Below are 24,506 nucleotides of genomic sequence, written 5' to 3' on the forward strand. Positions count from 1 at the left end.
GGAGGTCCTATTCTAACAATCCGCAGGTGGGCTTCGATGAAGGTAGAACTTGAGGGCCGTAAGGCCGAGCTTGAATCTGAGGTTGATCGCATTCTGTCGTCTGCACGGGGTGGCAGGGTGACCATCACCAAAGAGACGCAGTCGGTAGATCTCAAGGAAGAGGCGGGTCGCCGGAACGGCAAAGAGATTGAGCCTGGCTATCCTGAAAATCCAGACGCCGCTGTCAAGCTGGCGGATGAGGTGGCATGCATGGCGAATAGTCCCGGAGGCGGCGCTCTCATCGTGGGGATCGCGGATAAGACCGGCGACGTCATTGGGACAGAGCTTGATGTCGATTGGTTGCGCGAGCAGATCTATAACAAGATTGATGTTGCTCCTGATATTGCAGTTCGCACTGTTGAGGGGCAGCGCGTGCTTGCTCTATATGTCGCGCCGTCGCCGGAGCCTGTGCATGACACCGCCAACCGCCTGCGCTGGCGGGTGGGGAGTTCTTGCAAGCCGGTTGATCGTTCCGAGTGGTGGGAGCATCAACGCCAGCGTCAAAATCTAGACGTACTCGCGCAAGACTCCGCGAAGACGCTGGCTGATGTGCGGGAACGCGCCGTAGACTTGGCGCGCCGTGCGCTGTCGAAGCGGGAGGACGAGGTCACGGATCTCAGCAAGGAGGATTTCCTTCGGCGTCTCGGCGCGCTGGGGCCCAAAGATGCCTTGTCGGGGGCGGGTGCCATGCTCTTTACGGCGATGAATAGGGTGGCTTTCGAAATTACTATTCTCGACGTGCACGGGGGCGCCGTCCAGCGTCGCGTCTCCACGCGCGCGGAGGAATCGCTGCTTGAACAGTTGGATGAAGTGGAAACGGTGCTCTCCGCAGTCAATCGCGATAACACGGTGATCGAGGGGTTCTTGCATACCCCAGTGCCGGAAATACCAGTCAGTGCGGTGCGCGAGGCGCTTCTCAATGGCATTATCCATCGCGATTGGAACCGGCGTGAGCCTACCGATGTGCGATGGATTGATATGGACTCGACACTCGTCGTGCGTAGCCCGGGTGGGTTCCCACAGGATATTAACGCGAAGAATATCCTCAGTAATCGTTTCGCACGTTACCCAGCTCTCGCCGACCTTTTCCGTGCCGTGGGGTTGGTGGATAAGCAGGGCGTGGGAGTCGATCGTATGTATCAGGCAATGATTACCTTGGGGCACCGTCCGCCGCTTATCGAAGAGGTTGCCGGTCCCTGCGTGGAAACCATGCTTGTGGGCGGCGCTCCGGTTCTTCCAGTCTTGCAGTTGGTGTCAGCCATTGTCCCCGCTCCGCGACAGAATGACTTTCGCATCGCGGTGATTCTCTATCTCCTGTTCCATCGGTCTTTTATTACCGAAGAGGACGTTGCCGAGGGGCTTCAAACCGGGCTGGAGTCTGCGCGCGTTGCGCTTACTGCGGCATTGCAGACGACCATCGACGGCGTGTCGATGATTACTAAACACGAGGACGCGTGGTTGCTGGGTGATACTGCTCGAGATATGTTGCATTCCCGCTCGACAGACTCGGTGTATGAGTTAGTTCCGTATCTCAGCACGGAAAGTTCCGCGCTTGCGAAGCTGGTTCGGCAATGGACCTCGCGTTTCGGGGCCATTGCCACGAAAGATCTGATGGCGTTGTCGGGCGTGTCCCGCGGAACGGCCAAGAAATGCATTGACGACATGGTGGAGGACGGAGAACTGCGTCTGGTGGGCGGCGGTCGGTCGACCAAGTACGTACCCGCAACCTAGAACCTGTCTTCACGGCGCCTAGTCGTTGTCTTCTGGTGCTGTGCTATTCCACCACGGATCCGCCGATTCGGCGGATCTTTGTCAGAATAGAGGGGGTCTATTCTAACAATCCCCAGGTCACGGTTGCTCGGCGATGGTAACCACCGTGCGGCCGCGGTGGTTGCCCGCGAGGATCTCCTTGGCGGTTTCCGCGACATCGGCGAGCGCGACGGTGGTAGTGATGGAGCGCAGCAGCTCGAGGTCTAGGTGTTCGTCGAGCAGCTTCCAGGCCTCCTCGCGGCGGGGCAGCGGCGCGTCGACGGAGTTCACGCCGGCGAGTGTCACGTCGCGGAGGATGAAGGGCAGGACGGAGGCGGGCAGGTCGGGGCCTGCGGCCATACCGGTCGCGGCGACGACGCCGCCCCAGGTGATCTGGGCCAGAACGTTGGCGAGCACGGCGGAACCGGCGGTATCGACGGCACCGTCAAAGCGGGCCTTCTGCAGCGGGCGGCCGGGCTCGGAAATTTCTGCGCGGTCGAGGATGTGGTCGGCGCCCAGCGTGTGCAGGTACTCGGATTCTGCGTCGACACGGCCGGTGAGTGCGGTGACCTCGAAGCCGAGCGACGTGAGCAGCTGCACCGCGATGGAGCCCACGCCGCCGGTCGCACCGGTGACGAGGACGTGGCCCTCGGTGAGCCCGTGACGGAGCAGGGCGTTGACGCAGAGGGCGGCGGTGTAACCGGCGGTGCCGATAGCGGCGGCATCGGAAGCCGAGAAGCGCGAGGGGACCGGGACGGTGGCCGCGGCCTTGACCTTCTGCTGGGTGGTGTAGCCGCCGTGGCGGAACTCGCCCAGGCCATCGCCGAAGGCGGCGACGAGGGTACCTTCCGGCAGTCGCGCGTCAGAGGACTCGGCCACGGTGCCGATGACGTCGATGCCCGGCACAAGCGGGTCGACGCGCATCACGCCCTTATTGCCGTCGAGAGCCATGGCGTCCTTGTAGTTGAGGGAGGAATAGGCGACATCGACGAGCATGTCGCCCTCGCCGAGCAGGGGCCCGTCAAGGAACTCGTGGGAAACTCCGGAATCGGTGCGGGTGACTTTGAGTGTGCTCATAGGCACAAGCCTACGCGTCTGTGGCGTGCGGCTCGTGGGGAATTGGCAGGGATGGGCAGGTGACATTCAGCTCGTACCCCGGAGAGCTGACAGGCGGGAGGCTTAGGTTGTCCTTTATGACAGTGACAGCGACGAAGAGCCCGGCCCCCGCGCGACACCGTTCCGTGAGCGACCACCTCACGGTGCGCCGCGACGCGCGCCCGGTTAGCCTGCTCGTGCTCGCTGTGACCGCAGTGGCGACGGTGGGCAAGCCCTTCATCGAGATCCCCGGCATTATCAACGCCTCGGCGCACCGGGTGCGGTCGGTGAATCTCGACCTCTTCCACGAGTGGGTCGCCGGGACCACCATGTGGTACGGCAAGTACACCAATACCTTTGGCAATATCGCGCTGTTTATTCCGGTGGGGCTCGTGCTCGTGGCGCTCGCGGCGACGGCGGTGCGCGGTCGCGCACGCCGCCTGAGCCTGTGGCTGCGCGCCGTGGTTATCGCGGCGGGGCTCTCGGTGGGCATCGAGGTGACGCAGTATATCTTCGCGCTGGGCTACAGCGATGTGGACGACGTGCTCTTCAATACCGTCGGCGCGGCGATGGGCGCGTGGGCGATGTTGCGCCTTGACCACGAGCGCCAAACCAAGCTGCTGTGGCGCCTGGGCTTCCTCGCTGCGGCGCTGCTCGTCATCGTGGTCTGTGGGCTGGTGACCGGAATAATCGGATAGTTACGTGATGACCTCGAGGCTGCGCAATGCGGGCTCGAAGGCCTGCCACGGCGTGCCCTCGATTCGTACGGGCGAGACGTCCGCGAGCTCGTTGAAGCCTAGCCCCTCAACGTCGCGCCCAAATCCCACCAAAACTCTGGAATCCCGTACACAATTCCGAATTCTGGGTAGGGTTTGGGCGCCGCTTCGGCGGTTTCTGCGGTGTTTTCTGGGGAGTCCGCGCTGAGGAAGTTAGACCACGAGGCCGATCACGGCGACGACGGCGAGGACCAGGATGATGAGTACGCGGGGGTTGAGCGAGCTGGAGCGGTGCCCAGAGGACGAAGCGGCAGAGGGAGAGGTCATGGGAGACCTTTCGGGGAGCTAAAAGGGGCGAGTTTGATCGTCGTCGAAGTCGTCGGGCAAGTCGTAGTTCTCTTCGTCGAGAGTGAAGAAATCGCGCAGCGTATCCATGTCGAGGTCGTGATGAGTGGGCTCGGTAGAAGGGGTAGGGCGCGTGTCGAGCAGGTGCGCGATACCGGCTTCCTCGTTGAGCAGGCCCTTGTATTCGATGATGCCGCGCAGGTTGTGCAGTTGCCAGCCCACCATGCCGCGGCCGGCCTCGGTGAGACGGAGCGGATCGTCCGGGGCGAGGATGCCGAGCATCTGATAGAGACGAATGGTGCGGTGCACGTTATCGGGGCCCTCGGGGCCGACCTTGGTGGGCACGCCGCTCAGCGGCAGCGGCTCGCCGCGGATGAGCAGGCAGAACAGGAGCGCGGTGCTCACTAAGTCACTGTCGTCGTCGCAGAAGGGGAGCATGGTGAAGTAGTCCTCGCCCACCAGACCCGGGTCGCTCAACAGCCGGTTGGTCTTCTCCGCGAGGTTCATGCGTGAGGAGGTCTCCTCGATGTAGTCCATGAACACGAGGAAGTCGTGGAGAATTCCAATGGGCGGCACGGAGGATTCGCGGGAGGCGGTGGCCGCGCCGGGCCAGAAGGCCGCAACGTCGAGTTCTTCGATCAACCGCTTGACCAGCGCGGGACGGAACGCGCCGGTGGAGGTCAGGCGCAGCTCCGAGGTGAGCGTGCGCAGGATGCCGGTAAGGCGGGTGCCGAGGGTGCGCGCGGCGGCATCGGAAAGCTGGGGCAGAGGGAAGTCGAGCTGGAGCTCGGGGAAGGAGTCGAGGAGAATCTCGCGCAGGCCGATGGGATCCTCGAGCCGCGCGGGCATGCGCGGGGTAAAGGGAGTGTCAAAGTCGAGGCCCTCGGGCATGACGTCTTCAACCGAGCTGAGCTCCCGGAGACGATCCGCGATGGTGGGGTGGAAGCACTCCGTGAGCCGCTGGCGCAGCTGGTCGAGCGAGTAATTGGGGAAGATGGACTGGATGGCCTCCCACTGCGTCTGCGGGATGGGAATGCCCGCGAGCAGCTGGCGGACGTCTTCGAGCATGGAACGCATGCGGTTGCCGTCGCCCACGGCGGTGACAAGATCCGGGCCCGTGGCGTCGATGAGCGCGGGCGTGGCTTGCTGCAGGCGGGTCTCCGAGAGGAACATCAGGTGGATATCCCAATCGCCGACAGAGGGGTGGTAGTCCACGCCAGTGCTGCGGTTCATGAGCGTGTGGAACGCGGGCTCATCGAGGACGTCGAGGATCTCAATGAGACGTTCGCCCACGTGGACATGCCCCGGCGGGGCAGGCTCTAGGCCCAGCGCGGCATGCGCGATGAGCGCGAGCTCGCCCACCGTCACGTCCGGGTCCACGCCCACGAGGCGGGAGACTTCAAGGTATTGCGAATCGAGCGAGATGAGCACGCACTGCGCGGGGTACAGGTCCTGATCCATAATGCGAGCCTAAAGCAGGCGGCGCTGCCTCGCCACCGTTACGGCGGCCGTGCGATTATCCACCCCCAACTTGTCATAAATGTGGATGAGGTGCGTCTTAATCGTCGCCTCGGAGACGAAGAATTGCTGCGCGAGCTCGCGGTTGCTCGCGCCCGTGGTCAGGCCTTCCAGAATCTCCCGCTCCCTTCGGCTCAGGGCCTCGCGCGGCTTTCCGATGCGCGCCGCCAGCAGCCCCGCCACCTCCGGCGCGAGCGTGCGTTGGCCCTTGGCTGTCGCCACGATGGCGTCGTGCAGCGTGTCCTCCGGTGCGTCCTTGAGCAGGTAGCCCAGGGCCCCGGCCTCCACGGCGGCGATGACGTCGCCCTCCGTGTCATACGTGGTGAGGATGAGGACGGGGACGTCTCCCGCGACCTTCTTGGTGAGCTCGATGCCGTCCGCGTTGGGCATTTGGATATCGCAGACGACGACGTCGACGGCGTTGGCGTCGACGTCCGCGGTGCCGTCCGTGCCCTCCGCGACGACCTCGAGGTCCTCGAAGGAATCCACGATGGCGCGCAGGCCCGCGCGGACCACCGGGTGGTCATCGATGAGCATGACGCGGATGGTCATTGGTTCTCCTTGAGCGGTAGTCGTACGGTGAGGGCGGTCCCGGTTCCTGGGCCGGGGCTAATTTCTAGGCGGCCGCCTAGTTCGGCAACGCGGGCGCGCAGTCCTGGTAACCCAAATCCCTTGTTGTTCGTCGTGGCGAAGCCACGACCGTCATCGACGACGTCGAGCGTCGCCGCATCTTCGAAGACTCCGAGGGTGACCACCGCGCGCCGGGCGTGGGCGTGCTTGGCGACGTTGCTCAGCCCCTCCCGGGCGGCGCGCTCGAGGCAGGCACTCACCTTGTCCGGCAGCTCTCTGGTGGTGTCACCGGTTTCGACGAGCTCGAAGTGGGTGTCTTCCCCGAGCATGCGCGCCCGCTCGTTCTGTGCCTCGACGAGGGCCTCGAGCGCCGTGGTGAGTTGCGGCGGCGCAGCCAAGTCCTGCACCAGCTTCCGCGTCTCCTGGAGCGAGTCCTGGGCGACCGTCGCGATGGTTTTGAGGTGCCCCGAAGGATCCGCCGCGTTCTTCCCGGCGCGGGCCATGAGCACGATGGAGCCCAGACCTTGGGCCACCGTGTCGTGGATTTCACGCGAAAGCCGGGCGCGTTCTGCGAGCCGTCCGGCGAGGTTTTCGCTGCGTGCGAGCTCCTCCTGGGTCGCTCGCAGCTCCTCCGCGAGCGCGCGGTAGCGCAGCGCCTCGTCGCGCAGCGCCACGTACGCGTAGTAAAACGCGATGGCGAAGACGGTGCCGATGGCCGGACCCACCGCCGCCGCGACGGTCCACTGGTCTGGGTAGCGCCACGCCGGGATGAGCGCCGCGCCGGCCCAGAGACAGACTGTGGAGACGATCCCCGGCGCGCGCGGCAGTTCGTGGAGGAACAAGAAGAGCAGCGGAAACTCGAGCCACATGAAGTCCCGGGCGTGGACCATGAGCCCAATCCACAGGATCGTGATGAGCGCGAGCCACCAGTATGCGGCGCGCCGGGTGGGTGGGCGCTTGACGGTGCCCCATACGTAGACGATCCCCAGCGCGATGGCGAGGCCGCAGACCCGCGCATCCAGGTCACCGTCCCCGGCAGCGCGCACGACGCCGAAGGCGAGCAGTAGCGCGAACATGGTGTGCAGCCCCACGCGCAGGCTGCCTAGCACTGTGCCCAAGTTGATAGATCTCACGTCCCTCAACGCTAGCGTGCCCGCGGCGGACGCGGAATCAACCGACCGGTTGATTCCGAAATCAACGCCGCTCCCGATGTATCCGTTGCCGCTGCGCAGGAGGATAAAAGTATGTTCCTTGCACTTCGTGAATTACGCGCCGCCCGTGGCCGCGTGACCCTCATGGGTGGCACCGTGGCCCTCATTACGCTGCTGCTCATCATGCTCACCGGCCTGACCGGCGGCCTGTCCAAAGAAAATACCTCCGCCCTCGACTCCCTCGACCCGGCTCACCTCGTGTTCTCCACCGAGGAGCCCTCCTTCATGGAGTCCACGTACTCCGGCCCGCTGCCTACCCTCGGTGTGGCGCAGACCAAGCTCGACTCCACCGGTGTCGCCGTCTTTGGTCTGCCTGCGGACTTCTCCTCGCCTGTCGGTTCGATCCCCTCCGACGGACTCCTGGTCCCTGAATCCCTCGGCTTTGCTGCGGGCGATACCGTGACGCTCGGCGGCGTGGCCACCACCGTTGCCGGCGTCGTGGACGAGCTCGACTACTCCCACCAGCCCGTGGTTTGGGCGCCCACCGAATTGTGGCAGGCTGCCGCCCACACGGATGCTGACGGCACCGTCGGGCTGTCCACCGACGGCTCCGAAGGCGTGTCCATCCGCGACGCCTACTCCGGCCTGCCGTCGTATTCCTCGGAGAACGGCTCGCTGCTCACCATGCAAGGCTTCCTCTACGCCATCTCCGCCCTGGTCACCATCGCCTTCTTGAGCGTGTGGACCATCCAGCGCACGCGCGACCTCGCCGTCCTCCGTGCCCTCGGCGCCAGCTCCCGTTACGTGCTCCGCGACTCCCTCGGCCAGGCCGCAGTGCTGCTTGCTGGCGGCGTCCTCGTGGGCGGCCTGCTCGGCATCGGCCTCGGCACCCTGGCTGCCGGCGCGTTGCCTTTCGACCTGGGCTGGCGCACTCTCGCTGTCCCTCCCGCCGGCGTCTGGCTGCTCGGCATCGCCGGCGCCTTCATCGCGACCCGCCGTGTCGCCCACACCGATCCACTCATCGCACTAGGAGGAAAGGCCTAACATGCTTTCGCTTAACGATGTCTCCGTCATCTTCCCCGACGGCGACCACACCCTTACCGCCCTCGATTCCGCCTCGCTCACCGTAAACCCCGGTCAGCTCGCCGCGATTACCGGCGAGTCGGGCTCCGGCAAGTCCACGCTGCTCAACGTCACCGCGGGGCTTATCGCCCCGACCTCCGGCTCTGTCCAGGTCGCCGGGCACGATCTCGCAGGTCTCGACGACGAGACCCGCGCCCGCATCCGCCGCGAGAACATTGGCATGGTCTTCCAACAACCCAACCTCCTGGGCTCGCTCACCGCACGCGAGCAGCTCCTCATCGTCGACCATCTCCGCGGCGTGCGCCCCCGCAAGGACCGCGCGGACGAGCTCCTTTCCTTCGTCGGCCTCGCTGACCTGGGCCACCGCCGCATGGAGCGTCTCTCCGGCGGTCAGCGTCAGCGCGTCAACATCGCGCGTGCTCTCATGGCGGACCCGGCCGTCCTGCTCTGCGATGAGCCGACCTCCGCCCTGGACTCGCAGCTCACGTCTGAGGTTGTTGATCTCCTCCGCCGCGCCACCGCTGAGTGGGACACCGCGACCGTGGTCGTCACCCACGACCTTTCCGTCGCCGCCGCGGCCGACGCACACTGGGAGGTTCGCGACGGCCGCGTAGGCCTGCTTTCTCGGGCAGCGTAGGTCCTGCATTTTTAGCCGACGAAGCACGAGATGTGGGGCAGCAATGACGGCGTAGTCGGCTAAAAATTTCTGCCGGTTACCGGCCTACGCGGGTGCACTTACGGTGAAAGCACATCTCGGGGGAAAACGTAGAGATCGGCCCCTATCGGTGGGACGCTGTACTTTCTCAACACCGGAGCGCCATCGAGGTCGACGGCTATGAGTACCACAAGGGCGAAGGCGTCCGGCACTTCGAGATCGACCGGCATAAGCGTCAATGACGCCGTCCGTCGCGGGTGGAGCCCGTTGCACTATACGGCTGCGACGATCGAGAAACATGCCGTGAAATCCCACAATCTAAGGCTTCGTCGGCTAGAAATCTCTCGCCCGTTCGGTAACCTCATATCCCGTTATGTCTCGACCCCGCCTTCGCCGCCTCACAACTCGCCTCGTCGAGGGGCTTATCGATCGCCCCACCGCGACCACGTATGAGCGCATGCCACAGTTCGGCCGCGCGCACTGGGCCATGCTGGGCACGACGGCCGCCACGTGCGCGGGGTTCATCGCGGGCGCACGGCGGGTGCGCGATACGCAGCATGAGGAAAGCGTGAGGAAAGCGTGGGGCTGGACGCACCTGGCCCTCGGCACGGCGTGGACGGCGGCGTCCCTTGACCCTAAGCAATTCGATATTCGCGAGTCCTTGCCGCTCCATCTGTGCGACGTCCTGCGTCCGGTGCTCGCGCTAGGACTTATTACGGGAAACGATAAAGCGCTCGCGCTCACGTACTACTGGGGCCTCCTGCTCAACCCGCAGGCTATCCTCACACCCGACGTCATCTACTACTACGAACCGCGGGCCCTGCGCTTTGCGACGTATTGGTTCTTCCATATCACGGCGCTTGCCACGCCACTCGCGCTGAGTTTCGGACTGGGCTATCGCCCCACGTGGCGCGATTACCGCTTCGCTGTTGCCGTCACGCCTGCGTGGATGGCCACGGCTATGACCACGAACGCGCTGACCCGTGGCAACTATGGATTCCTCAACCACGCGCCGGGCAGTCCGTCCGTCATCAATCTGCTAGGGCCCTGGCCCGGCTACATCGGTGCGGAAATCGTGCGCGTCGCCGCGGCATGGGCCGCACTCACCGCCGCGTGGCGGTAAGACGTGCGATGGCGGTGGGGATGGACCGCGCGATTTCCGATGCCGTCGTCGGCGCCAAGCCTTCCGGTGTCGCCGCCGCAATGGCTGCGGCGTGAGCATGGATGGCGACTGCCTCGCCGAGGGCATCGATCACTGCGAGTGCGCGGTCCTCGGGACGCGTGTGTTCGAGATTGGCGTGCGCGAGCCAGGCGCCGATGATGCCCGCGAGCACGTCGCCGCTGCCCGGGGTCGCCGCGTAGGAGTTACCTGCGTCGACGGCGAGCAGCATGCGCGGGTAGCCCGCGAGGATGGTCTTGCGTCCCTTGAGCAACACAAAGCAACTGAGTTCCTCGGCAAGTTGCTGCGCTAGGACGGCGCGGCCGCGCGAGGGCTCGTAGGAGCCGAAGACGGCGGAGTAGATGCGTTCGAACTCACCGGCATGCGGCGTCAGCACGACGAGCGGGTGGTTGCGCACGGCCTTCTGTACGGCCTTATTGCCCGCCAGGACGGTGAGCGCGTCCGCGTCGAGGACCGTGGGCTGGCCCTTCATGAGCACCTGGAGGATCTCCGCCGCGCATTTAAGGCCACGGCCAGGGCCCACAACCCAAGCTTGAGTGCGGCCCGCGGAGGCGACATCCTCGTGGTAGACAACCTCGGGGTGGGCGTGGACGACGTCGCGGCGGCCGATGATGCGCACCATGGACGGCGTGGCCCGCAGGGCACCGCCAGCGCAGAGGATTCCCGCGCCCGCATAGGGCTTGGAGCCGGCGCACAGGGCGACGACCCCGCCGGAGTACTTGTCATCCGCCGGCCCCGGAGTTGGGTCGTGGATGTCGTGGAAGGACGCGGCAGGCCGCAAGCGCAGCGTGCCTTCTTCTGTATCAATGTGGCCCGTCGCGGTATCGGTGGGGGCGTTTTCTAGGGCCTGGTTCCACGTGAAACGCGGTGGCAGGGACTTCTCGGCGGCGAGTATGCCTGATGCAATGCGCGTGGTGAGTTCCCAACTGCGGTGGAGGAGCTCCTCGCTGAAGCTATACGGGGCTCCGCGCGGCGTGAGATCGGCAATGACGATCTCGCCGCACTCGGGTGCGAGCGCATGGGCGGGGCGAAGACCACCGAAGGTAATGGTGGCATCGGCATGCACGCACGGGCTTGCCGCGACACCGGTCTCGGCGTTGATACCGCTGGGAACGTCGACAGAAAGGATCTGCTTGGCCTGGCGGAAGAGGTAATCGTGCGCGTCGCAGATGGCCCGGCCGGCGCCCAATCCTGCGACGGCGTCGATGATGAGTGCGTACGAGGCTACTGACTCATAGTCCGGCTCCTCCCGCACGGAGCCGCCTGCCAGCTTGAAGGCCTCGAGCGCCGGGGCGTGCGCGGCATTGGCCGCGAGCACCGCGTCGACGGAATACCCCGCGCCCAGCAGGAACGCGCCCGCGTACAGGCCGTCCCCGCCGTTGCCGCCGGGGCCGGAGACGACGAGGATGGGCGCGCCCGGGCTCACCATCTGGGCGGCTGCGCGGGCGACAGCATGCGCGGCCAGACGCATGAGTTGCTCGGGCGCGGTGGCGGCGAGCAATGCCTTTTCGGCCGCACGGACGGTGGGGACTGAGTAGTACGACTCCATGCGCCCCAGGGTAGCCCGGATTTTCCCAGCTGGCAGCGCAAAGATTCATCAAGTAAGACTTTCACAGTCGCGGCCATAGGCATATAAAAAGACGCACCCATCTCGGCCGACGCGCGAGCTGCATGGCTCTCGACTTCCATGCGCTCCGGCGCGTCGACTGAGATGGTGCGCGCCTGTCTTCCAACAGCTTAAAGGTATAGAGACGAGCTGTATACGCGAGATGATTTCGATTCCATAACAATCACCGTTCGGTTAGTTAGTCCACGGTTGGCTGGCACGTGGGGCACCAGAAAAGGTTGCGCCCGTCCATGGTCTGTTCGTGGATGGGGGAGCCGCACACGTAGCAGGCCATGCCTTCGCGGCGGTAGACGTAGACCTCGCCGCCGTGGTCGTCCTTGCGCGGCGGGCGGCCCATGGCCTCCGGGGTGTGCTCGGGACGCACTGTGTCGATACGGGCGTCGCGCACGCCAATCCGCATGAGTGTCACGAGGTCGTCCCACAGGGCGTCGAATTCTGCGCGCGTGAGCGCCTTGCCCGGCGTGAACGGTGAGATGCCCTGGCGGAAGAGGACCTCCGCCCGGTAAATATTGCCCACCCCGGCAAAGAGGTGTTGGTCCATGAGCAACGAGCCTACGGAACGTGCGGAGCGGTGCACCTTGGTCCAGAGAAGCTCTGGGTCGGCGTCCTCGCGCACGGGATCTTGGCCGATCTTCTTCAGTGCGGCGTCGTATTCAGCGTCTGTGATGAGCCGGCACCATTGCGGACCGCGCAGGTTCGCGGCCTCCGTCTCATTGCTGATATGCAGGCGGATTTGTCCCCAGTCATCCTCTGGGGCTTCGAAGTAGAGCTTGCCGATGAGGCCTAAGTGGATATGGACGGTGTGCTCCGGCGCGGGGGCGTCGAAGTGAATGAAGAGGTGCTTGCCGCGGGCCTCTGCAAAGTCGATGGTCGTGCCGTCGAGAAGCGCGGCCTCAGCGGCGAAGCGTCCTTGCGGGCTCGTGACGCTCAGCGGGCCGGTGCGCAGCTGCGCGTTGAGGCGGTTCGCGAGATGATGGATGAGGTGACCTTCGGGCATGATTTTTATCGTAGACACCAGGATTGAAACCTGGCTTGTCTACCGTACTTTCCTGGTACCACCATGCGCTTCCACCTATTGGCCGAAGCAAAGAGAGTGAAAAGTATGGGCAACAATCCGGCCCGCGACGCGGTGTGATGTAGTTCATAATACGGTGTTCCGTCCGTAGGTTTACACTGTTAACGCAGTTCACGCGCAGATTATGTTGCTGGCGTTTACATGAGACGGCGACATATCAACAAAATGCTGAGGACATTTCGCTTTTCTCGTGCATAATCGTGATTAGTCACCTGAGTGACAGCCTGGGAATGGCTTTAAACTTCGCCACGGTAAGAGAACCAGAGGAAGCGCCCCTCGTTGCCAGCCCTACACTTTGTGGCAGCGCCGTGGCGCTTCCTCCTTTCTTGTCTGGCGGCGAAATAATCCGGTTGAACTGGGCTTTCAAAAAGGAAACTCGGACGCGTGTAAGCTTTTCGTGCGGAATGTTAGACGTCCCAGACCCGCGGCAACGCGGTGTTTGATGGACCCCTCGAGCGCCCCGGAAGGCACCACTACATGACGCACGCTATCGGCTTTGACCGCGAGAAATACATCGAGCTCCAGTCCGAACATATCAACGCCCGCCGCAAAGAAATCGGCGGCAAGCTCTACCTGGAGATGGGCGGCAAACTCTTCGACGATATGCACGCTTCCCGCGTCCTGCCCGGTTTCACGCCGGACAACAAGATTGCGATGTTGGAGCGCATCAAGGACGACGTTGAGATCCTCATCTGCATTAACGCCAAGGACATCCAGCGCCAGAAGGTCCGTGCGGATCTGGGCATCCTCTACGAAGACGACGTTCTGCGCCTCATCGACGTCTTCCGCGGCCGCGGCTTCCTTGTCCAGAACGTCGTCATGACGCAGCTCGAAGAGGGCAACAAGATGGCGGAGGCGTTCATCGATCGCCTTGAGCGCTTGGGGCTTACGGTCTCGCGCCACCGCGTCATCCCGGGCTACCCGGCGGACTTCGACCTCGTCGTCTCGGACGAGGGTTTCGGCCGCAACGAGTTCGCGCCTACCACGCGCGACCTTGTCGTTGTCACCGCCCCGGGCCCCGGCTCCGGCAAGCTTGCTACCGCGATGAGCCAGGTCTATCACGAGATCCGGGGCGGCGTAAAGGCCGGTTACGCGAAGTTTGAGACCTTCCCCATTTGGAACCTGCCGCTCGAGCATCCCGTCAACCTCGCGTACGAGGCCGCAACGGTCGACCTCAACGACGCGAATATCATCGACCACTTCCACCTCACTGCCTATGGCGAGTCCACGGTCAATTACAACCGCGACGTCGAGGCCTTCCCACTGCTCAAGACCATGCTGGAGAAGCTCACCGGCGGCACGCCCTACCAGTCGCCCACGGACATGGGCGTCAATATGGCCGGCTTCTGCATCACGGACGACGAGGTCTGCCGCGCCGCTTCGAAGCAGGAGATCATCCGCCGCTACTTCAAGGCGCTCGTCGAGGAGGCCCGCTTGGGCCTCGACACCACGATGTCGGATCGCGCCGCCATCGTCATGGCGAAGGCTGGCATCAAGGCCATCGACCGTCCCGTTGTGGCCCCGGCTCGCGCCAAGGCCGAAGAGACCGGCGAGCCCGCTGCCACCATCGAGCTTGCCGATGCCACCGTTATCACCGGCCGCACGAGCGATCTGCTCGGCTGTTCCTCGTCCATGCTGCTTAACGCGCTCAAGCACCTCGCGGGCATCGATGACGACATCCACCTGCTTTCGCCGGAGTCCATCGAGCCGATTCAGACGCTGAAGACGAAGCACCTGGGCTCACGCAACCCGCGCCTGCACACGGACGAGGTGCTCATCGCCCTGTCTGTGTCGGCCGCCAAGGACGAGAACGCGCGCCTGGCACTCGAGCAGCTCAAGAACCTCGACGGCTGTGACGTCCACACTACGACCATCCTGGGTTCCGTCGACGAGGGCATCTTCCGCAACCTCGGCGTGCTCGTCACCTCGGACCCGGTCTTCGCGCGTAAGTCCGCGCTCTACCAGAAGCGCTAGATTCTGGAATCTGCTGTGCTCACGCTTAGAATTGCAGGAGTGAGCATCAGCAAAATTCTCCTCTACTACGCCTTTACTCCCATCGCGGATCCCACGGCTGTCATGTTGTGGCAGCGCACCCTGTGCGAGTCCCTGGGACTCAAGGGGCGCATCCTCATCTCCGAGCATGGCATCAACGGCACCGTGGGCGGCGATATGGAGGCGTGTAAGCGCTACGTGCGCGTGACCAAGGAGTACCCGGGCTTCAAAGGCATGGAGTTCAAGTGGTCCGAGGGCGGCGCAGACGACTTCCCGCGCCTGTCCGTCAAGGTCCGCGACGAGATCGTGGCCTTCGGCGCGCCGGGCGAGCTCAAAGTCGACGAGAACGGCGTCATCGGCGGCGGCGTCCACCTCAAGCCGGAAGAAGTCAATAAGCTGGTGGAAGAACGCGGCGACGAGGTCGTCTTCTTCGATGGCCGCAACGCCATGGAAGCCGAGATCGGCAAATTCAAGGGCGCCGTCGTCCCGGACGTCACCACGACGCACGACTTTATCGAGGAACTCGAGTCCGGCAAGTACGACTGGATGAAGGACAAGCCGGTCGTGTCTTACTGCACGGGTGGTATTCGCTGCGAGATTCTTTCCTCGCTCATGAAGAACCGCGGCTTCAAAGAGGTCTACCAAATCGACGGCGGTATCGTCCGCTATGGCGAGAAGTTCGGCAACGACGGCCTGTGGGAGGGCTCGCTCTACGTCTTCGACGGCCGCATGCACCACGAGTTTGGCCAGGGCCTCGAAGACCCCGGCTTTATCCAGCTCGGTCACTGCGTCCACTGTGGTTCGGCAACTAATACCTTCCACAACTGCATCAACGAGGACACCTGCCGCCGCCAGGTGCTCATCTGCGATGACTGCGCCTTGAATGTCGAGACGCAGCACTGCGGACGTCCGGACTGCGCGGAGGTCGCAGCGCAGCTCGCAGCTGGACGCGCGTCCTAGAGATTCTGCGCGTCGAGGAAAACCTGAAGCACATCGATGCCCCAGAGCATGAAGTGCAGGGCGCAGAACCAGAAGGTGCCCATCCAGACGAACCAGCGGACGTAGCCGTTGAGCTTGCGCATCATGATGACGCCGGAGCCCACCATGCCGATGGTGGGGGTGAGCATGGCCAGCGGCATCCAGATCCACCGCGCGGTATCGGTGCACAGCCAGTCTGCCTCGCCGGCTTCGCAGAGCGGCCCGCCGAAGGAGCGGATAAGCGGTAGCGATCCGAGGCCGATGAGCAGCGAGACAGCGACGATGATGAGCGGGAAGATGATGGCCTGCCGCGTGGAGCGGCGGGAGGCGCGGGCGAGCTCGAGGGGATCGGGGGCATCGGCAAGCTCGTCGAACGTATGCGGCTCGGGTGGCCGCTTGTTCATGGAATCTAGGAGCGAGTCGAGGTCGTTTTCCGGATGCTCAGGCCTGGTCATAGTTGTAGTCTAAGCCTCAGACGGAATGACGAGGACGGGGACCGTGAGGTGGGGGAGGAGCTCCGTGGCGCGCGAGCCTAAGAAGACGCGGGCAAAGGGAGAGATGGGGTTGGAACCGAAGACCATGAGGTCAGACTTCTTCCACTTCACCGCGTCCACGGCGCCTTGCCAGCCTGCGCCGGAGCCGAGTACGGAGGAGACCTCGAGCTGCGGGAATTCGTCCTGGACGAGATCCGTGGCGCGATCGAGGAGGGAGAGCGTGTGCTCGTGCCACTCCGTGGCGAGCTTCTTCGTGACGTCGACTTGCGCGTTGAGCGGCGGGTGGATGAGCCCGGTGGGTGAGAACGCGACGAGACGCAGCGGGACGCCGAGGCGTGCGGCGAGCGAGGCTGCCTGGCGCAGGGCGCGGTGCTGTCCCTCGTGGTGGTCTTCGCTGAACGCAAAGTTGATGCGCTTGACGCCGCCCTTGGCGAGCTTGGCATCAGTGGGAGCGAGCCCTACGGCGACGGGGGAGTAGTGCAAGAGGCTATCCGCGGTAGACCCGGCGAGGAGGCGGTGCTTGGGCGAGGCTTGATGAGGGCCGAGCAGGATGATGTCCGCCTTGAAGTCCGCGGCGGCATCGGTAAGCAAACGCGGCTGGCTGGGGCCGACGAGGAGGGCGGAAGGCTCTTTGTCCCAGTGCTTCTTCTCCAGCGTGGAGTCTGCGAGCCGCTTGCGTACGGCATCTGCGTAGGCGGACGATTCTGCTTTGAGCCACTTCTTATACTTGCCGCCCAGCTTGGCGAATGGGGCCGAAGTCCAGGGTTGCACGAAGGTGGAGGCGACGCGCACGCGTACGCGGGTGCTGCGGCCGAGCCACGCGGCGACGTCGATGGCGCCGGTGGACTGCTCCGCGCCAGGCGCGGCCGGGTTCCACAAGACGAGAAGACGCAGGGGAACCGAGGGGTCTGCCAGAGCGGGCGGGGATGCCGCGGATTTTTTAGCCATAGTCACCGAATCAATGAGGAGCGTGCTTTCCTCTATTATTAGCGGCCCCTATCCGTTTTGGGAAAATCGCGGCGGCTGATAAACGGTAGCCAGGCGGCTGATAAGCCCCGAAACCTTGCTGGCCGTCTCTAGATCCTCGGGGTCGAGCCAACAGAGGATGTGCGCGAGCGCCTCCGCGCGCTGGCGGGAGACGGTGTTGAGTTCGGCCTCGCCCAACTCCGTGAGAGCGACGAGGACGCCGCGGCGGTCCTTTTCATCCCGCATGCGCTCGACGAAGCCGCGCGACTCCAGCTGATACAAGGCATTCGAAGCGGTGGGCATGCGAATGAGCTCGGCTTCCGCGATGGCGGACACGCGGGACGGGCCACGGCGCTTGAGCTGGTTCATGATGGAAACCTGCGAGGTGGTGAGCCGCGAGCCCTCCGTCGTGCGCTGGAAGATGACCATGAGCTTGTTCAGCGCTGGCTGCAGCTCCTCAGACACCTCGAGCGCGTCCTCGAAGCTCGAGGGCGACTCCGCATTTTGTTCATTCATAGAAACTAAATATATCGGAGCCGCCGCATTCTGGCTACTCCCCGCGAATGAAGGCCTCGAGCTGTGCGCGGGCCTCCTCGTCACCCAGCTGCACCGGCGGGGACTTCATGAGGTAGGAGGAGGCAGGCAGGATGGGGCCGCCCAGGCCGCGGTCGAGTGCAATCTTCGCGGCGCGCACCGCGTCGATGATGACGCCGGCGGAGTTGGGGGAGTCCCAGACCTCCAGCTTGTACTCGAGGTTGAGCGGAACCTCGCCAAAGGCCGAGCCCTCGAGGCGCACGTAGGCCCACTTGCGGTCGTCCAGCCACGGCACGTAGTCCGAGGGGCCGATGTGGACGTTACGGTCATGGACCTTGCCCGCGAGCGGGGACTCGTGGAGGTTGGAGGTCACCGCCTGAGTCTTGGAGACCTTCTTCGACTCGAGGCGCGTGCGGTCGAGCATGTTCTTGAAGTCCATGTTGCCGCCCACGTTGAGCTGCATGGTGCGGTCAAGGCGCACGCCGCGGTCCTCGAAGAGCTTGGCCAGGACGCGGTGGGTAATCGTGGCACCCACCTGACTCTTGATGTCGTCGCCCACGATGGGCACTCCCGCGTCCGTGAATTTCTGGGCCCACTTCGGATCCGAGGCGATGAAGACGGGTAGGGCGTTGACGAAGGCGCAGCCTGCGTCGAGCGCGGCCTGAGCGTAGAACTTATCCGCCTCCTCTGAGCCCACCGGCAGGTAGGACACGAGGACGTCCACCTGGGCGTCGCGCAGCGCCTGCGCCACGTCCACCGGCTCGGCCTCGGACTCCTCGATGACCTCGCGGTAGTGTGTGCCCAGGCCGTCGAGCGTCGGGCCGCGCTGGACGGTCACGCCCAACTCCGGGATGTCCGCGATGGTGATCGTGCAGGACGTCTCCGTGCGGGTGGCATCTGCGAGGTCGTGGCCCACCTTGGCCGCGTCCACATCAAAGGCAGCGACGAAGTCGACGTCGCCTACATGGTAGCCGCCGAAGACGGTGTGCATGAGCCCCGGGATCTTCTGCTCCGCCGGGGTGTCGCGGTAGAACTCCACGCCCTGGATGAGCGACGTGGCGCAGTTGCCCACGCCGGCAATGGCGACGCGTACTTTCTGTGACATGCGGTATTTCCTTTCCGCGCGACTATCGCGCTTCCGGGAGCCAAGCTAGCGGGGAATTCGGCAGAAGTGGGGACTTGGAGAGACTGGATCGTTGAAGCCCTGTGTGGGGAAGCGTGGGTTAGGCTGGGTGCCGTGATTCCCGGAGTTCGAACCAAGCACCCTGTCTCCCACGCGTGGGAACGGGCGGCGCACCTGCGCGATTTTCGGGAAGGCAGACTCCAGCGCGACGAGATCTGCGACGCGGACTTCTTGCTGCGCGCCGCCGCCACCCATCACGGCGTGGACTCCCCGCGTCCGTGTCCGATCTGCGCAAGCTCCATGCGCGTGACGTATTGGATCTTCGGCGACGTCCTCGGACGGCGCGCCGGGAGCGCCCGCCCGCCCGCCGAAATCGCGGAAATCGGCGCAGAGCTCGCCGCCCGCGGGGAGGAATTCACCGTCCACGCCGTGGAAGTGTGTCCTACATGTCACTGGAACCATCTGCTGGAAACGGCCACGGTCTATTAGGAATCCCAGGATTGCGTGTTAAGTTTTAAAGTTTAAAGAGATACCTCTCCACCACTTGAAGAAAAGGCGCACAGGTGACCGATTCCGAACAACCGAAGAGCACCGGCGAGTCCCGGGGCCGTCAGGCTCTCGACAACACGTCAGCTGCGACGACGCGTGCTAAGGCCGCACAGCCGACGAAGAAGAAGCGCCGCCGCTGGCCGTGGATCGTGCTGATCGTCCTGCTCGCGGCGATCCTCATCCCGCTGGGTCTGTTTGCTTTCGCGTACTCGCAGTACAAGGTTCCTGAACCCCAGGAACTGGCGAATAAGCAGATTGCCACCATCTACGCGAACGACGGTCAGACGCAGCTCGCCCGCCTCGTCCCACCGGAGGGCAACCGCACGCAGGTCAAGCTTGAGCAGGTTCCGCAACACATGCAGGATGCGGCCTTGGCCGCTGAGGACCGCGAGTTCTGGACGAACTCCGGTTTTTCCTTCACCGGTTTCGGCCGCGCCATCGTGGGTCAGCTCACCGGCAACCCCACCGCCGGTGGTGGTTCGACGATTACCCAGCAGTACGTGAAGAACACGCTCGTGGGCAACGAGCGGTCCTACGTGCGCAAGGCTCGTGAGCTCATCTACTCCATCAAGATGACCAACGAGTGGGACAAGCAGACCATTCTCAACGCGTACCTCAACACGGTCTACTTCGGTCGCAACGCCTACGGTATCCAGGCGGCGTCCAACGCCTACTTCAATAAGAACGTCGAGGACCTCACCACGGAAGAGTCCGCGCTGCTCGCCGGCGTCATCCAGGCGCCGTCTGCTCTCGACCCGGCCGTCGATCCTGAGGCCTCCGTTGAGCGCTGGAATTACGTCCTTGACGGACTCGTGGAGATGGGCGTCCTCGACGCCTCGGAGCGCGCCGCGATGCAGTTCCCGCAGACGCGCGACCCCTCTGAGTACTCCGCGTACACGGAGGCCACCGGCGCCAACGGCCACATCAAGAACCAGGTCATCGCCGAGCTTGGCACCATCGGCATCACCGAGGAAGACGTGCAGACCCGTGGCCTGCAGATTACGACGACCATCGACATGAACGTCCAGAACGCGTCTCTCGATGCCGCCGATACCGCCCTCGCTCCGCTCCAGGAAGATGCCCGCGCCGCAGCCGTGACCATCGACCCGAAGACGGGCGCTGTGCGCGGCTACTTCGGCGGTCACGACGCCAACGGCTGGGATTATGCCAATGCTCCCATGCAGACCGGCTCGACCTTCAAGATCATCGGTCTCGCCGCAGCTGTCCAGCAGGGAATTAGCACGGACACGTACTACTCCTCCGCGCCGTACCAGCTTGAAGGAACGAATATCATTGTCAACAACGTCGACGGCGCCTCGTGCGGTAGCTGTTCGCTCAAGGAAGCGCTGAAGCACTCCTACAACACGTCCTTCCAGCGCCTCCAGGCGGACCTTGCGAATAAGTCGCAGGACACCGCGGACATGGGCCACGCCCTGGGCATCGCCCCGACCTTCGCCAATGGCGATAAGACGCTGAGCGAGGAAGGCCAGCGTCCGTACGACGGCATCATCCTGGGCCAGTACCCGTCCCGCGCCATCGACATGGCGACCGTCGTCGCGACACTGACCAACGATGGCATCTGGCACGACACTCACTTCGTGCAGCGCGTGACGGATTCCTCCGGCGAGGTGCTCTACGAGCGCCCGGAGGACACTGGCGAGCGCCGCGTGTCCAAGCAGGTGGCCCGCAACGTCATCGAGGCCATGGAGCCCATCGCAGGTTGGTCCAATGGCGCGCTGGCGGGCGGCCGTCCATCCGCCGCGAAGACCGGTACCTCGCAGCTGGGTGATACTGGCGCGAACCGCGACACGTGGATGATTGGTTCCACCCCGCAGCTGGCTACTGCCGTGTGGGTCGGCACCGCCGACAACACGTCTGCTATCTACAACGCCTGGGGCGGCATCATGTACGGCTCCGGCGCTGCGACGCAGATTTGGAAGTCCATCCTCGACACCTCGCTCGAGAACCAGGACTTCGAGTACTTCCCCGACGCCGTCCCGGTCCGCTACGGCACGGGCACGGCGGGTTCCGGCTACTACTATGACCCGTCCTGGTCCTCCGGGTCTTCCAATACGTGGTCGGATTCCTCGACGGATGACGCCGCTGCTTCCGATGCCCCGGCTGCCGAAAGTCCTGCCGATGCCCCCGCGGGCGACCAGGAGTCGCCCGCCGCTCCCGCGGCCCCGGCTGCACCGGCGGAGAATGGCACCGGCGGCGGTACGGCGGGCGGCGGAAATCAGGATGCGCTCACACAGCTGGGCAATGAGCTCAACGATGCCGTCAACGACTTCCTCAACCAGTAGGCCGCGCGCGTGACCGTCACTACTCTCTCCCGGGAGCCTCTCGCCCGCGGGCTAGTTGATTTCTTTGGTGGCCCGCGCGGCACGCATGCTTCGCGTCCCGTCAACGCCATGCGGTGGGTTCTCTCCGTCGGCTGGGTCTTCCTCGCTTTCGCGTACTTGGCCAAGGCCAACTGCGCGGGCGGCATCAAGAACGAGGACGGCACGGTCTCGCTCAACTGGGCGGGCGCGCGCCAGTACTCCTCGTTCTGCTACAACGACATCATTCCGCTCTATGGCGGACGCGGTCTGGACAGGCCGGGCTTCGTCTACGCGTACTCGTGGCAGGAGGGCGATCTCACTCGCTACATGGAGTACCCGGTCCTCGCTGGCCTCTTCCAAGGCTTTGAGGGCTGGCTCGCGCGCACGACGTATCCACTCGTCTCGTGGGCCGTCGCCGACGCTGGTTGGTACTTCGCGCTCACCGCGCTCACGATGGCCATCATGTGGGTGGCGACCCTGCGCATGGTGGGCGAGCTCCTCGGCAACCGTCTCTGGGACGGCTTGCTCGTCGCCGCGAGCCCGCTCGTCATCATGCATGGCTTCACCAACTGGGACATCCCGTCTATCACGTTGGCCGTCGCCGCGCTGCTCGCCGTGAGCAAGCGCAAGAACTGGCTGGGCGGCGTCCTCATCGGCCTGGGCTTCGCGTTTAAGATGTGGCCGCTGTTCATGCTCGGCGCGTTCCTCGTGCTCGCCATCCGTCACCGTCGCTTCGTGCCCTTCTTCAAGCTGCTCGGCGGCGCCGTGGGTGCGGCCGCAGTCGTCAATATCCCCATCGCGCTGCTCTACCCGGATGCCTGGTACGAGTTCTTCCGCCTCAACTCCACGCGTGGCTGGGAGTGGACGACGGTCTACGCGATGATTGCGCGCAACTTCCCCAACCTGCCCATGTCAGCCGAGTTCGTCAACGCCTTCTCGCTCGTGGGCTTCCTCGCGCTGTGCGTGGGCATCCTCATCTTTGGCCTGCGGACCCAGCGCACCCCACGCGTGGCGGAGCTCGTCTTCCTCATCCTCGTGGCCTTCCTCATGCTCAACAAGGTGTGGTCGCCGCAGTATTCGCTGTGGCTGCTCGTGCCGGCCGTCCTCGCGCTGCCCAACTGGCGGCTCATCTTCACGTGGGGCTTCTTCGACGCCCTCGTCTGGCCCATCCTCATGCTCCACATGCATGGCGTGGAGAACAAGGGCCTGCCGGGCGAGATGCTCGACCTCGCCATCTGTCTGCGCGACGGCTTCATCCTCGCCATTGCCGTGCTCGTCATCCGTCAGATGCTGGGCAAGAGCCGCGACAAGGTGCTCGCGGACAATGGCACCGATCTACTAGCAGGAGACTTCGCAAAATGACCTTCACTATCGTGGGCATCGTGTCCATCGTCATCGGCTTTTGCTGCGTGATGGGTGCCTATTACACGTTCCAGAAGGGCGAGCCGGGATCCAACCGCACGGTGCCCATCGTGCTGGGGCTTCTCGCCTTGGTGTTCCTCACCATCATTCCGGCGGGAACGGCCGTCTTCTTCGCCGCGCCCGGCGGCCAGCAGCTGCCGTAACTCGGGGTCCAGAACCACACTTTGGAATTACACTTTTGTCATTTGCCGCCTGCCCCGCAGGGGCCGGCGGTGATTTCCGTTTTTACCTGCATGTGGGGTATTCTCGTGGGGTTGCTTGACGCAACGAACCCTCCTGCCACATCCGCAAAGGTGATGTGGCCGAAAACAATTACTAGACCATAGGAGGTGATGAGGTCCGTGCGTCACTACGAAGTCATGATCATTCTGGATCCTACCCAGGATGAGCGCACCGTTGCCCCGTCCCTGGACAAGTTCCTCTCCACCGTGCGTGAAGAGAACGGCAAGGTAGAAAACGTTGATATCTGGGGCAAGCGCCGTCTGGCCTACCCGATCAACAAGAAGGACGAAGGCATCTACGCCGTCGTCACCCTCGAGTGCGAGTCCGCATCCGTGCTCGAGCTCGATCGTCGTCTGAACCTGAACGACAACGTTCTGCGTACCAAGGTTCTGCGCACTGACAGCAAATAGCGGATACTGGGTACATCAGTAACCAACGCTTGTAAGGAGACATCATGGCTCAGGGAGATACCAACATCACGGTCGTCGGCAACATCGTTGCTGACCCGGAACTGCGTTTTACCCCGGCGGGAGCAGCTGTTGCTAACTTCCGCGTCGCCTCGACCCCTCGTCGCTACAACTCGCAGACGAACCAGTGGGAAGACGGCGAAGCAATGTTCCTCACTTGCAACGTGTGGCGCCAAGCGGCGGAGAACGTGGCCGAGACCCTCACGAAAGGCATGCGCATTATCGTGACCGGTCGCCTGAAGGCTCGTTCTTACCAGACCCGCGAAGGTGAAAACCGCACGGTTTTCGAGATCGACGTTGACGAAGTCGGTCCGTCCCTGCGTTATGCCACCGCGCAGGTTGCCCGTAACCCCCGTGAGGGCGGCAACGGCAACTACGGCGGCGGCAATAACAATAACCAGGGCGGCGGCAACTTCGGTGGCGGCTTTGGCGGCGGCAATAGCAATGCCGGCCAGCAGCAGCAATCGCAGGGCGGTTTTGGTGGTAACAACAACCAGAACTTTGGCCAGCAATCGCAGCAGCAGGCACCCGCTAACGATCCGTGGAACTCCGCCCCGCCGGCCGGCGGCTTTGGCGGCGCCGCTGATGAGCCCCCGTTCTAAAGCTGTTTTACACGCAATCCAAATTATTAAAGA

24 protein-coding genes are annotated in these 24,506 nt (G+C 64.0%); 13 read left to right on the top strand and 11 right to left on the bottom strand.

All coding sequences use genetic code 11. From position 1 onward, the window contains the following. Positions 1 to 36: 36 nt before the first annotated feature. A complete protein-coding gene (locus ABJ196_RS05100) occupies positions 37 to 1,770 on the top strand; it encodes a DUF5635 domain-containing protein (protein ID WP_347305502.1) in 1,734 nt (577 codons plus the stop codon). A 117-nt stretch (positions 1,771 to 1,887) separates the two neighbouring features. Here the strand turns inward: ABJ196_RS05100 and ABJ196_RS05105 are convergent, their stop codons facing one another. Beyond that, positions 1,888 to 2,865 (bottom strand): MDR family oxidoreductase, encoded by a 978-nt coding sequence (locus tag ABJ196_RS05105; protein WP_347305503.1) that lies wholly within the window; start codon positions 2,863 to 2,865, stop codon positions 1,888 to 1,890. Positions 2,866 to 2,981: 116 nt separating this feature from the next. Here ABJ196_RS05105 and ABJ196_RS05110 point away from each other — a divergent pair, with 116 nt between their 5' ends. Then, a complete protein-coding gene (locus ABJ196_RS05110) occupies positions 2,982 to 3,581 on the top strand; it encodes a VanZ family protein (RefSeq protein WP_347305504.1) in 600 nt (199 codons plus the stop codon). On the opposite strand, the gene ABJ196_RS05115 is transcribed toward ABJ196_RS05110, so the two are convergent. From ABJ196_RS05115 to ABJ196_RS05130, 4 genes are all read right to left on the bottom strand, one after another. Beyond that, entirely contained in the window at positions 3,582 to 3,713 is a 132-nt protein-coding gene (locus ABJ196_RS05115; protein ID WP_255357125.1) for a hypothetical protein, read from the bottom strand. It lies immediately after the preceding gene. Positions 3,714 to 3,944: 231 nt separating this feature from the next. Then, positions 3,945 to 5,405, bottom strand: coding sequence for a hypothetical protein (locus ABJ196_RS05120; protein ID WP_347305505.1), 1,461 nt, complete (start codon positions 5,403 to 5,405; stop codon positions 3,945 to 3,947). Between the two features lie 9 nt (positions 5,406 to 5,414). Then, entirely contained in the window at positions 5,415 to 6,014 is a 600-nt protein-coding gene (locus ABJ196_RS05125) for a response regulator transcription factor (RefSeq protein ID WP_347305506.1), read from the bottom strand. Continuing rightward, positions 6,011 to 7,165 carry a sensor histidine kinase gene (locus ABJ196_RS05130; RefSeq protein WP_347305507.1) on the bottom strand — a complete coding sequence of 385 codons (1,155 nt, stop codon included), beginning with the start codon at positions 7,163 to 7,165 and terminating at the stop codon, positions 6,011 to 6,013. Before ABJ196_RS05130 ends, ABJ196_RS05125 begins: the two co-directional genes overlap by 4 nt. Positions 7,166 to 7,276: 111 nt before the next feature. On the opposite strand from ABJ196_RS05130, the gene ABJ196_RS05135 reads away from it, so the two are divergent. From ABJ196_RS05135 to ABJ196_RS05145, 3 genes are all read left to right on the top strand, one after another. Next, positions 7,277 to 8,227, top strand: coding sequence for an ABC transporter permease (locus tag ABJ196_RS05135; protein ID WP_347305508.1), 951 nt, complete (start codon positions 7,277 to 7,279; stop codon positions 8,225 to 8,227). Position 8,228: 1 nt separating this feature from the next. After that, entirely contained in the window at positions 8,229 to 8,903 is a 675-nt protein-coding gene (locus ABJ196_RS05140; protein WP_347305509.1) for an ABC transporter ATP-binding protein, read from the top strand. A 391-nt stretch (positions 8,904 to 9,294) separates the two neighbouring features. Next, entirely contained in the window at positions 9,295 to 10,044 is a 750-nt protein-coding gene (locus ABJ196_RS05145; RefSeq protein WP_347305510.1) for a TIGR02206 family membrane protein, read from the top strand. On the opposite strand, the gene ABJ196_RS05150 is transcribed toward ABJ196_RS05145, so the two are convergent. Beyond that, positions 10,025 to 11,650 carry an NAD(P)H-hydrate dehydratase gene (locus tag ABJ196_RS05150; RefSeq protein WP_347305511.1) on the bottom strand — a complete coding sequence of 542 codons (1,626 nt, stop codon included), beginning with the start codon at positions 11,648 to 11,650 and terminating at the stop codon, positions 10,025 to 10,027. The two genes, ABJ196_RS05145 and ABJ196_RS05150, sit on opposite strands and share 20 nt — an antisense overlap. Positions 11,651 to 11,906: 256 nt before the next feature. After that, positions 11,907 to 12,725 carry a DNA-formamidopyrimidine glycosylase family protein gene (locus tag ABJ196_RS05155; RefSeq protein WP_347305512.1) on the bottom strand — a complete coding sequence of 273 codons (819 nt, stop codon included), beginning with the start codon at positions 12,723 to 12,725 and terminating at the stop codon, positions 11,907 to 11,909. A gap of 555 nt (positions 12,726 to 13,280) precedes the next feature. Here ABJ196_RS05155 and ABJ196_RS05160 point away from each other — a divergent pair. Both ABJ196_RS05160 and ABJ196_RS05165 read left to right on the top strand, forming a co-directional pair. Further along, positions 13,281 to 14,777 carry a DUF1846 domain-containing protein gene (locus ABJ196_RS05160; RefSeq protein WP_347305513.1) on the top strand — a complete coding sequence of 499 codons (1,497 nt, stop codon included), beginning with the start codon at positions 13,281 to 13,283 and terminating at the stop codon, positions 14,775 to 14,777. A 39-nt stretch (positions 14,778 to 14,816) separates the two neighbouring features. Continuing rightward, complete coding sequence (locus tag ABJ196_RS05165; protein WP_347305514.1) at positions 14,817 to 15,755, top strand: rhodanese-related sulfurtransferase; 939 nt, start codon at positions 14,817 to 14,819, stop codon at positions 15,753 to 15,755. On the opposite strand, the gene ABJ196_RS05170 is transcribed toward ABJ196_RS05165, so the two are convergent. From ABJ196_RS05170 to ABJ196_RS05185, 4 genes are read right to left on the bottom strand one after another with little or no spacing between them, the layout of a single operon-like run. Next, positions 15,752 to 16,228: a hypothetical protein gene (locus tag ABJ196_RS05170; protein ID WP_347305515.1), complete on the bottom strand. Its 477-nt coding sequence runs from the start codon at positions 16,226 to 16,228 to the stop codon at positions 15,752 to 15,754. The two genes, ABJ196_RS05165 and ABJ196_RS05170, sit on opposite strands and share 4 nt — an antisense overlap. A 9-nt stretch (positions 16,229 to 16,237) precedes the next feature. Next, a complete protein-coding gene (locus tag ABJ196_RS05175; protein ID WP_303938042.1) occupies positions 16,238 to 17,215 on the bottom strand; it encodes a universal stress protein in 978 nt (325 codons plus the stop codon). 48 nt (positions 17,216 to 17,263) lie between these two features. Beyond that, positions 17,264 to 17,749 carry a MarR family transcriptional regulator gene (locus ABJ196_RS05180; RefSeq protein WP_347305516.1) on the bottom strand — a complete coding sequence of 162 codons (486 nt, stop codon included), beginning with the start codon at positions 17,747 to 17,749 and terminating at the stop codon, positions 17,264 to 17,266. 34 nt (positions 17,750 to 17,783) lie between these two features. Then, positions 17,784 to 18,872, bottom strand: coding sequence for an inositol-3-phosphate synthase (locus tag ABJ196_RS05185; protein ID WP_347305517.1), 1,089 nt, complete (start codon positions 18,870 to 18,872; stop codon positions 17,784 to 17,786). A 132-nt stretch (positions 18,873 to 19,004) separates the two neighbouring features. On the opposite strand from ABJ196_RS05185, the gene ABJ196_RS05190 reads away from it, so the two are divergent. The 6 genes from ABJ196_RS05190 (at position 19,005) to ABJ196_RS05215 (ending at position 24,473) form a co-directional block, all read left to right on the top strand. Beyond that, positions 19,005 to 19,379: a DUF5318 domain-containing protein gene (locus tag ABJ196_RS05190; RefSeq protein WP_257036497.1), complete on the top strand. Its 375-nt coding sequence runs from the start codon at positions 19,005 to 19,007 to the stop codon at positions 19,377 to 19,379. Positions 19,380 to 19,600: 221 nt separating this feature from the next. Further along, on the top strand, positions 19,601 to 21,742 hold the full coding sequence (locus ABJ196_RS05195; protein WP_347305534.1) for a transglycosylase domain-containing protein: 2,142 nt from the start codon (positions 19,601 to 19,603) through the stop codon (positions 21,740 to 21,742). A 9-nt stretch (positions 21,743 to 21,751) separates the two neighbouring features. Continuing rightward, on the top strand, positions 21,752 to 23,122 hold the full coding sequence (locus tag ABJ196_RS05200) for a glycosyltransferase 87 family protein (protein ID WP_347305518.1): 1,371 nt from the start codon (positions 21,752 to 21,754) through the stop codon (positions 23,120 to 23,122). Then, positions 23,119 to 23,325, top strand: coding sequence for a hypothetical protein (locus ABJ196_RS05205; RefSeq protein WP_066492574.1), 207 nt, complete (start codon positions 23,119 to 23,121; stop codon positions 23,323 to 23,325). Before ABJ196_RS05200 ends, ABJ196_RS05205 begins: the two co-directional genes overlap by 4 nt. A 198-nt stretch (positions 23,326 to 23,523) precedes the next feature. After that, on the top strand, positions 23,524 to 23,814 hold the full coding sequence (rpsF, locus tag ABJ196_RS05210) for a 30S ribosomal protein S6 (RefSeq protein ID WP_070594249.1): 291 nt from the start codon (positions 23,524 to 23,526) through the stop codon (positions 23,812 to 23,814). A 44-nt stretch (positions 23,815 to 23,858) separates the two neighbouring features. Further along, complete coding sequence (locus ABJ196_RS05215) at positions 23,859 to 24,473, top strand: single-stranded DNA-binding protein (RefSeq protein ID WP_347305519.1); 615 nt, start codon at positions 23,859 to 23,861, stop codon at positions 24,471 to 24,473. The last annotated feature ends 33 nt before the right edge of the window (positions 24,474 to 24,506 follow it).

The sequence above is a fragment of the Corynebacterium sp. SA-MJD20WY100 genome, assembly GCF_039822565.1.
Taxonomy (GTDB): domain Bacteria; phylum Actinomycetota; class Actinomycetes; order Mycobacteriales; family Mycobacteriaceae; genus Corynebacterium; species Corynebacterium phoceense_A.

Coding starts and splice junctions, on each gene's coding strand:
- ABJ196_RS05100 (WP_347305502.1), top strand. CDS start 37: ATGAAGGTAGAACTTGAGGGCCGTAAGGCCGAGCTTGAATCTGAGGTT.
- ABJ196_RS05105 (WP_347305503.1), bottom strand. CDS start 2,865: ATGAGCACACTCAAAGTCACCCGCACCGATTCCGGAGTTTCCCACGAG.
- ABJ196_RS05110 (WP_347305504.1), top strand. CDS start 2,982: ATGACAGTGACAGCGACGAAGAGCCCGGCCCCCGCGCGACACCGTTCC.
- ABJ196_RS05120 (WP_347305505.1), bottom strand. CDS start 5,405: ATGGATCAGGACCTGTACCCCGCGCAGTGCGTGCTCATCTCGCTCGAT.
- ABJ196_RS05125 (WP_347305506.1), bottom strand. CDS start 6,014: ATGACCATCCGCGTCATGCTCATCGATGACCACCCGGTGGTCCGCGCG.
- ABJ196_RS05135 (WP_347305508.1), top strand. CDS start 7,277: ATGTTCCTTGCACTTCGTGAATTACGCGCCGCCCGTGGCCGCGTGACC.
- ABJ196_RS05140 (WP_347305509.1), top strand. CDS start 8,229: ATGCTTTCGCTTAACGATGTCTCCGTCATCTTCCCCGACGGCGACCAC.
- ABJ196_RS05145 (WP_347305510.1), top strand. CDS start 9,295: ATGTCTCGACCCCGCCTTCGCCGCCTCACAACTCGCCTCGTCGAGGGG.
- ABJ196_RS05150 (WP_347305511.1), bottom strand. CDS start 11,650: ATGGAGTCGTACTACTCAGTCCCCACCGTCCGTGCGGCCGAAAAGGCA.
- ABJ196_RS05155 (WP_347305512.1), bottom strand. CDS start 12,725: ATGCCCGAAGGTCACCTCATCCATCATCTCGCGAACCGCCTCAACGCG.
- ABJ196_RS05160 (WP_347305513.1), top strand. CDS start 13,281: ATGACGCACGCTATCGGCTTTGACCGCGAGAAATACATCGAGCTCCAG.
- ABJ196_RS05170 (WP_347305515.1), bottom strand. CDS start 16,228: ATGACCAGGCCTGAGCATCCGGAAAACGACCTCGACTCGCTCCTAGAT.
- ABJ196_RS05175 (WP_303938042.1), bottom strand. CDS start 17,215: ATGGCTAAAAAATCCGCGGCATCCCCGCCCGCTCTGGCAGACCCCTCG.
- ABJ196_RS05180 (WP_347305516.1), bottom strand. CDS start 17,749: ATGAATGAACAAAATGCGGAGTCGCCCTCGAGCTTCGAGGACGCGCTC.
- ABJ196_RS05185 (WP_347305517.1), bottom strand. CDS start 18,872: ATGTCACAGAAAGTACGCGTCGCCATTGCCGGCGTGGGCAACTGCGCC.
- ABJ196_RS05205 (WP_066492574.1), top strand. CDS start 23,119: ATGACCTTCACTATCGTGGGCATCGTGTCCATCGTCATCGGCTTTTGC.
- ABJ196_RS05215 (WP_347305519.1), top strand. CDS start 23,859: ATGGCTCAGGGAGATACCAACATCACGGTCGTCGGCAACATCGTTGCT.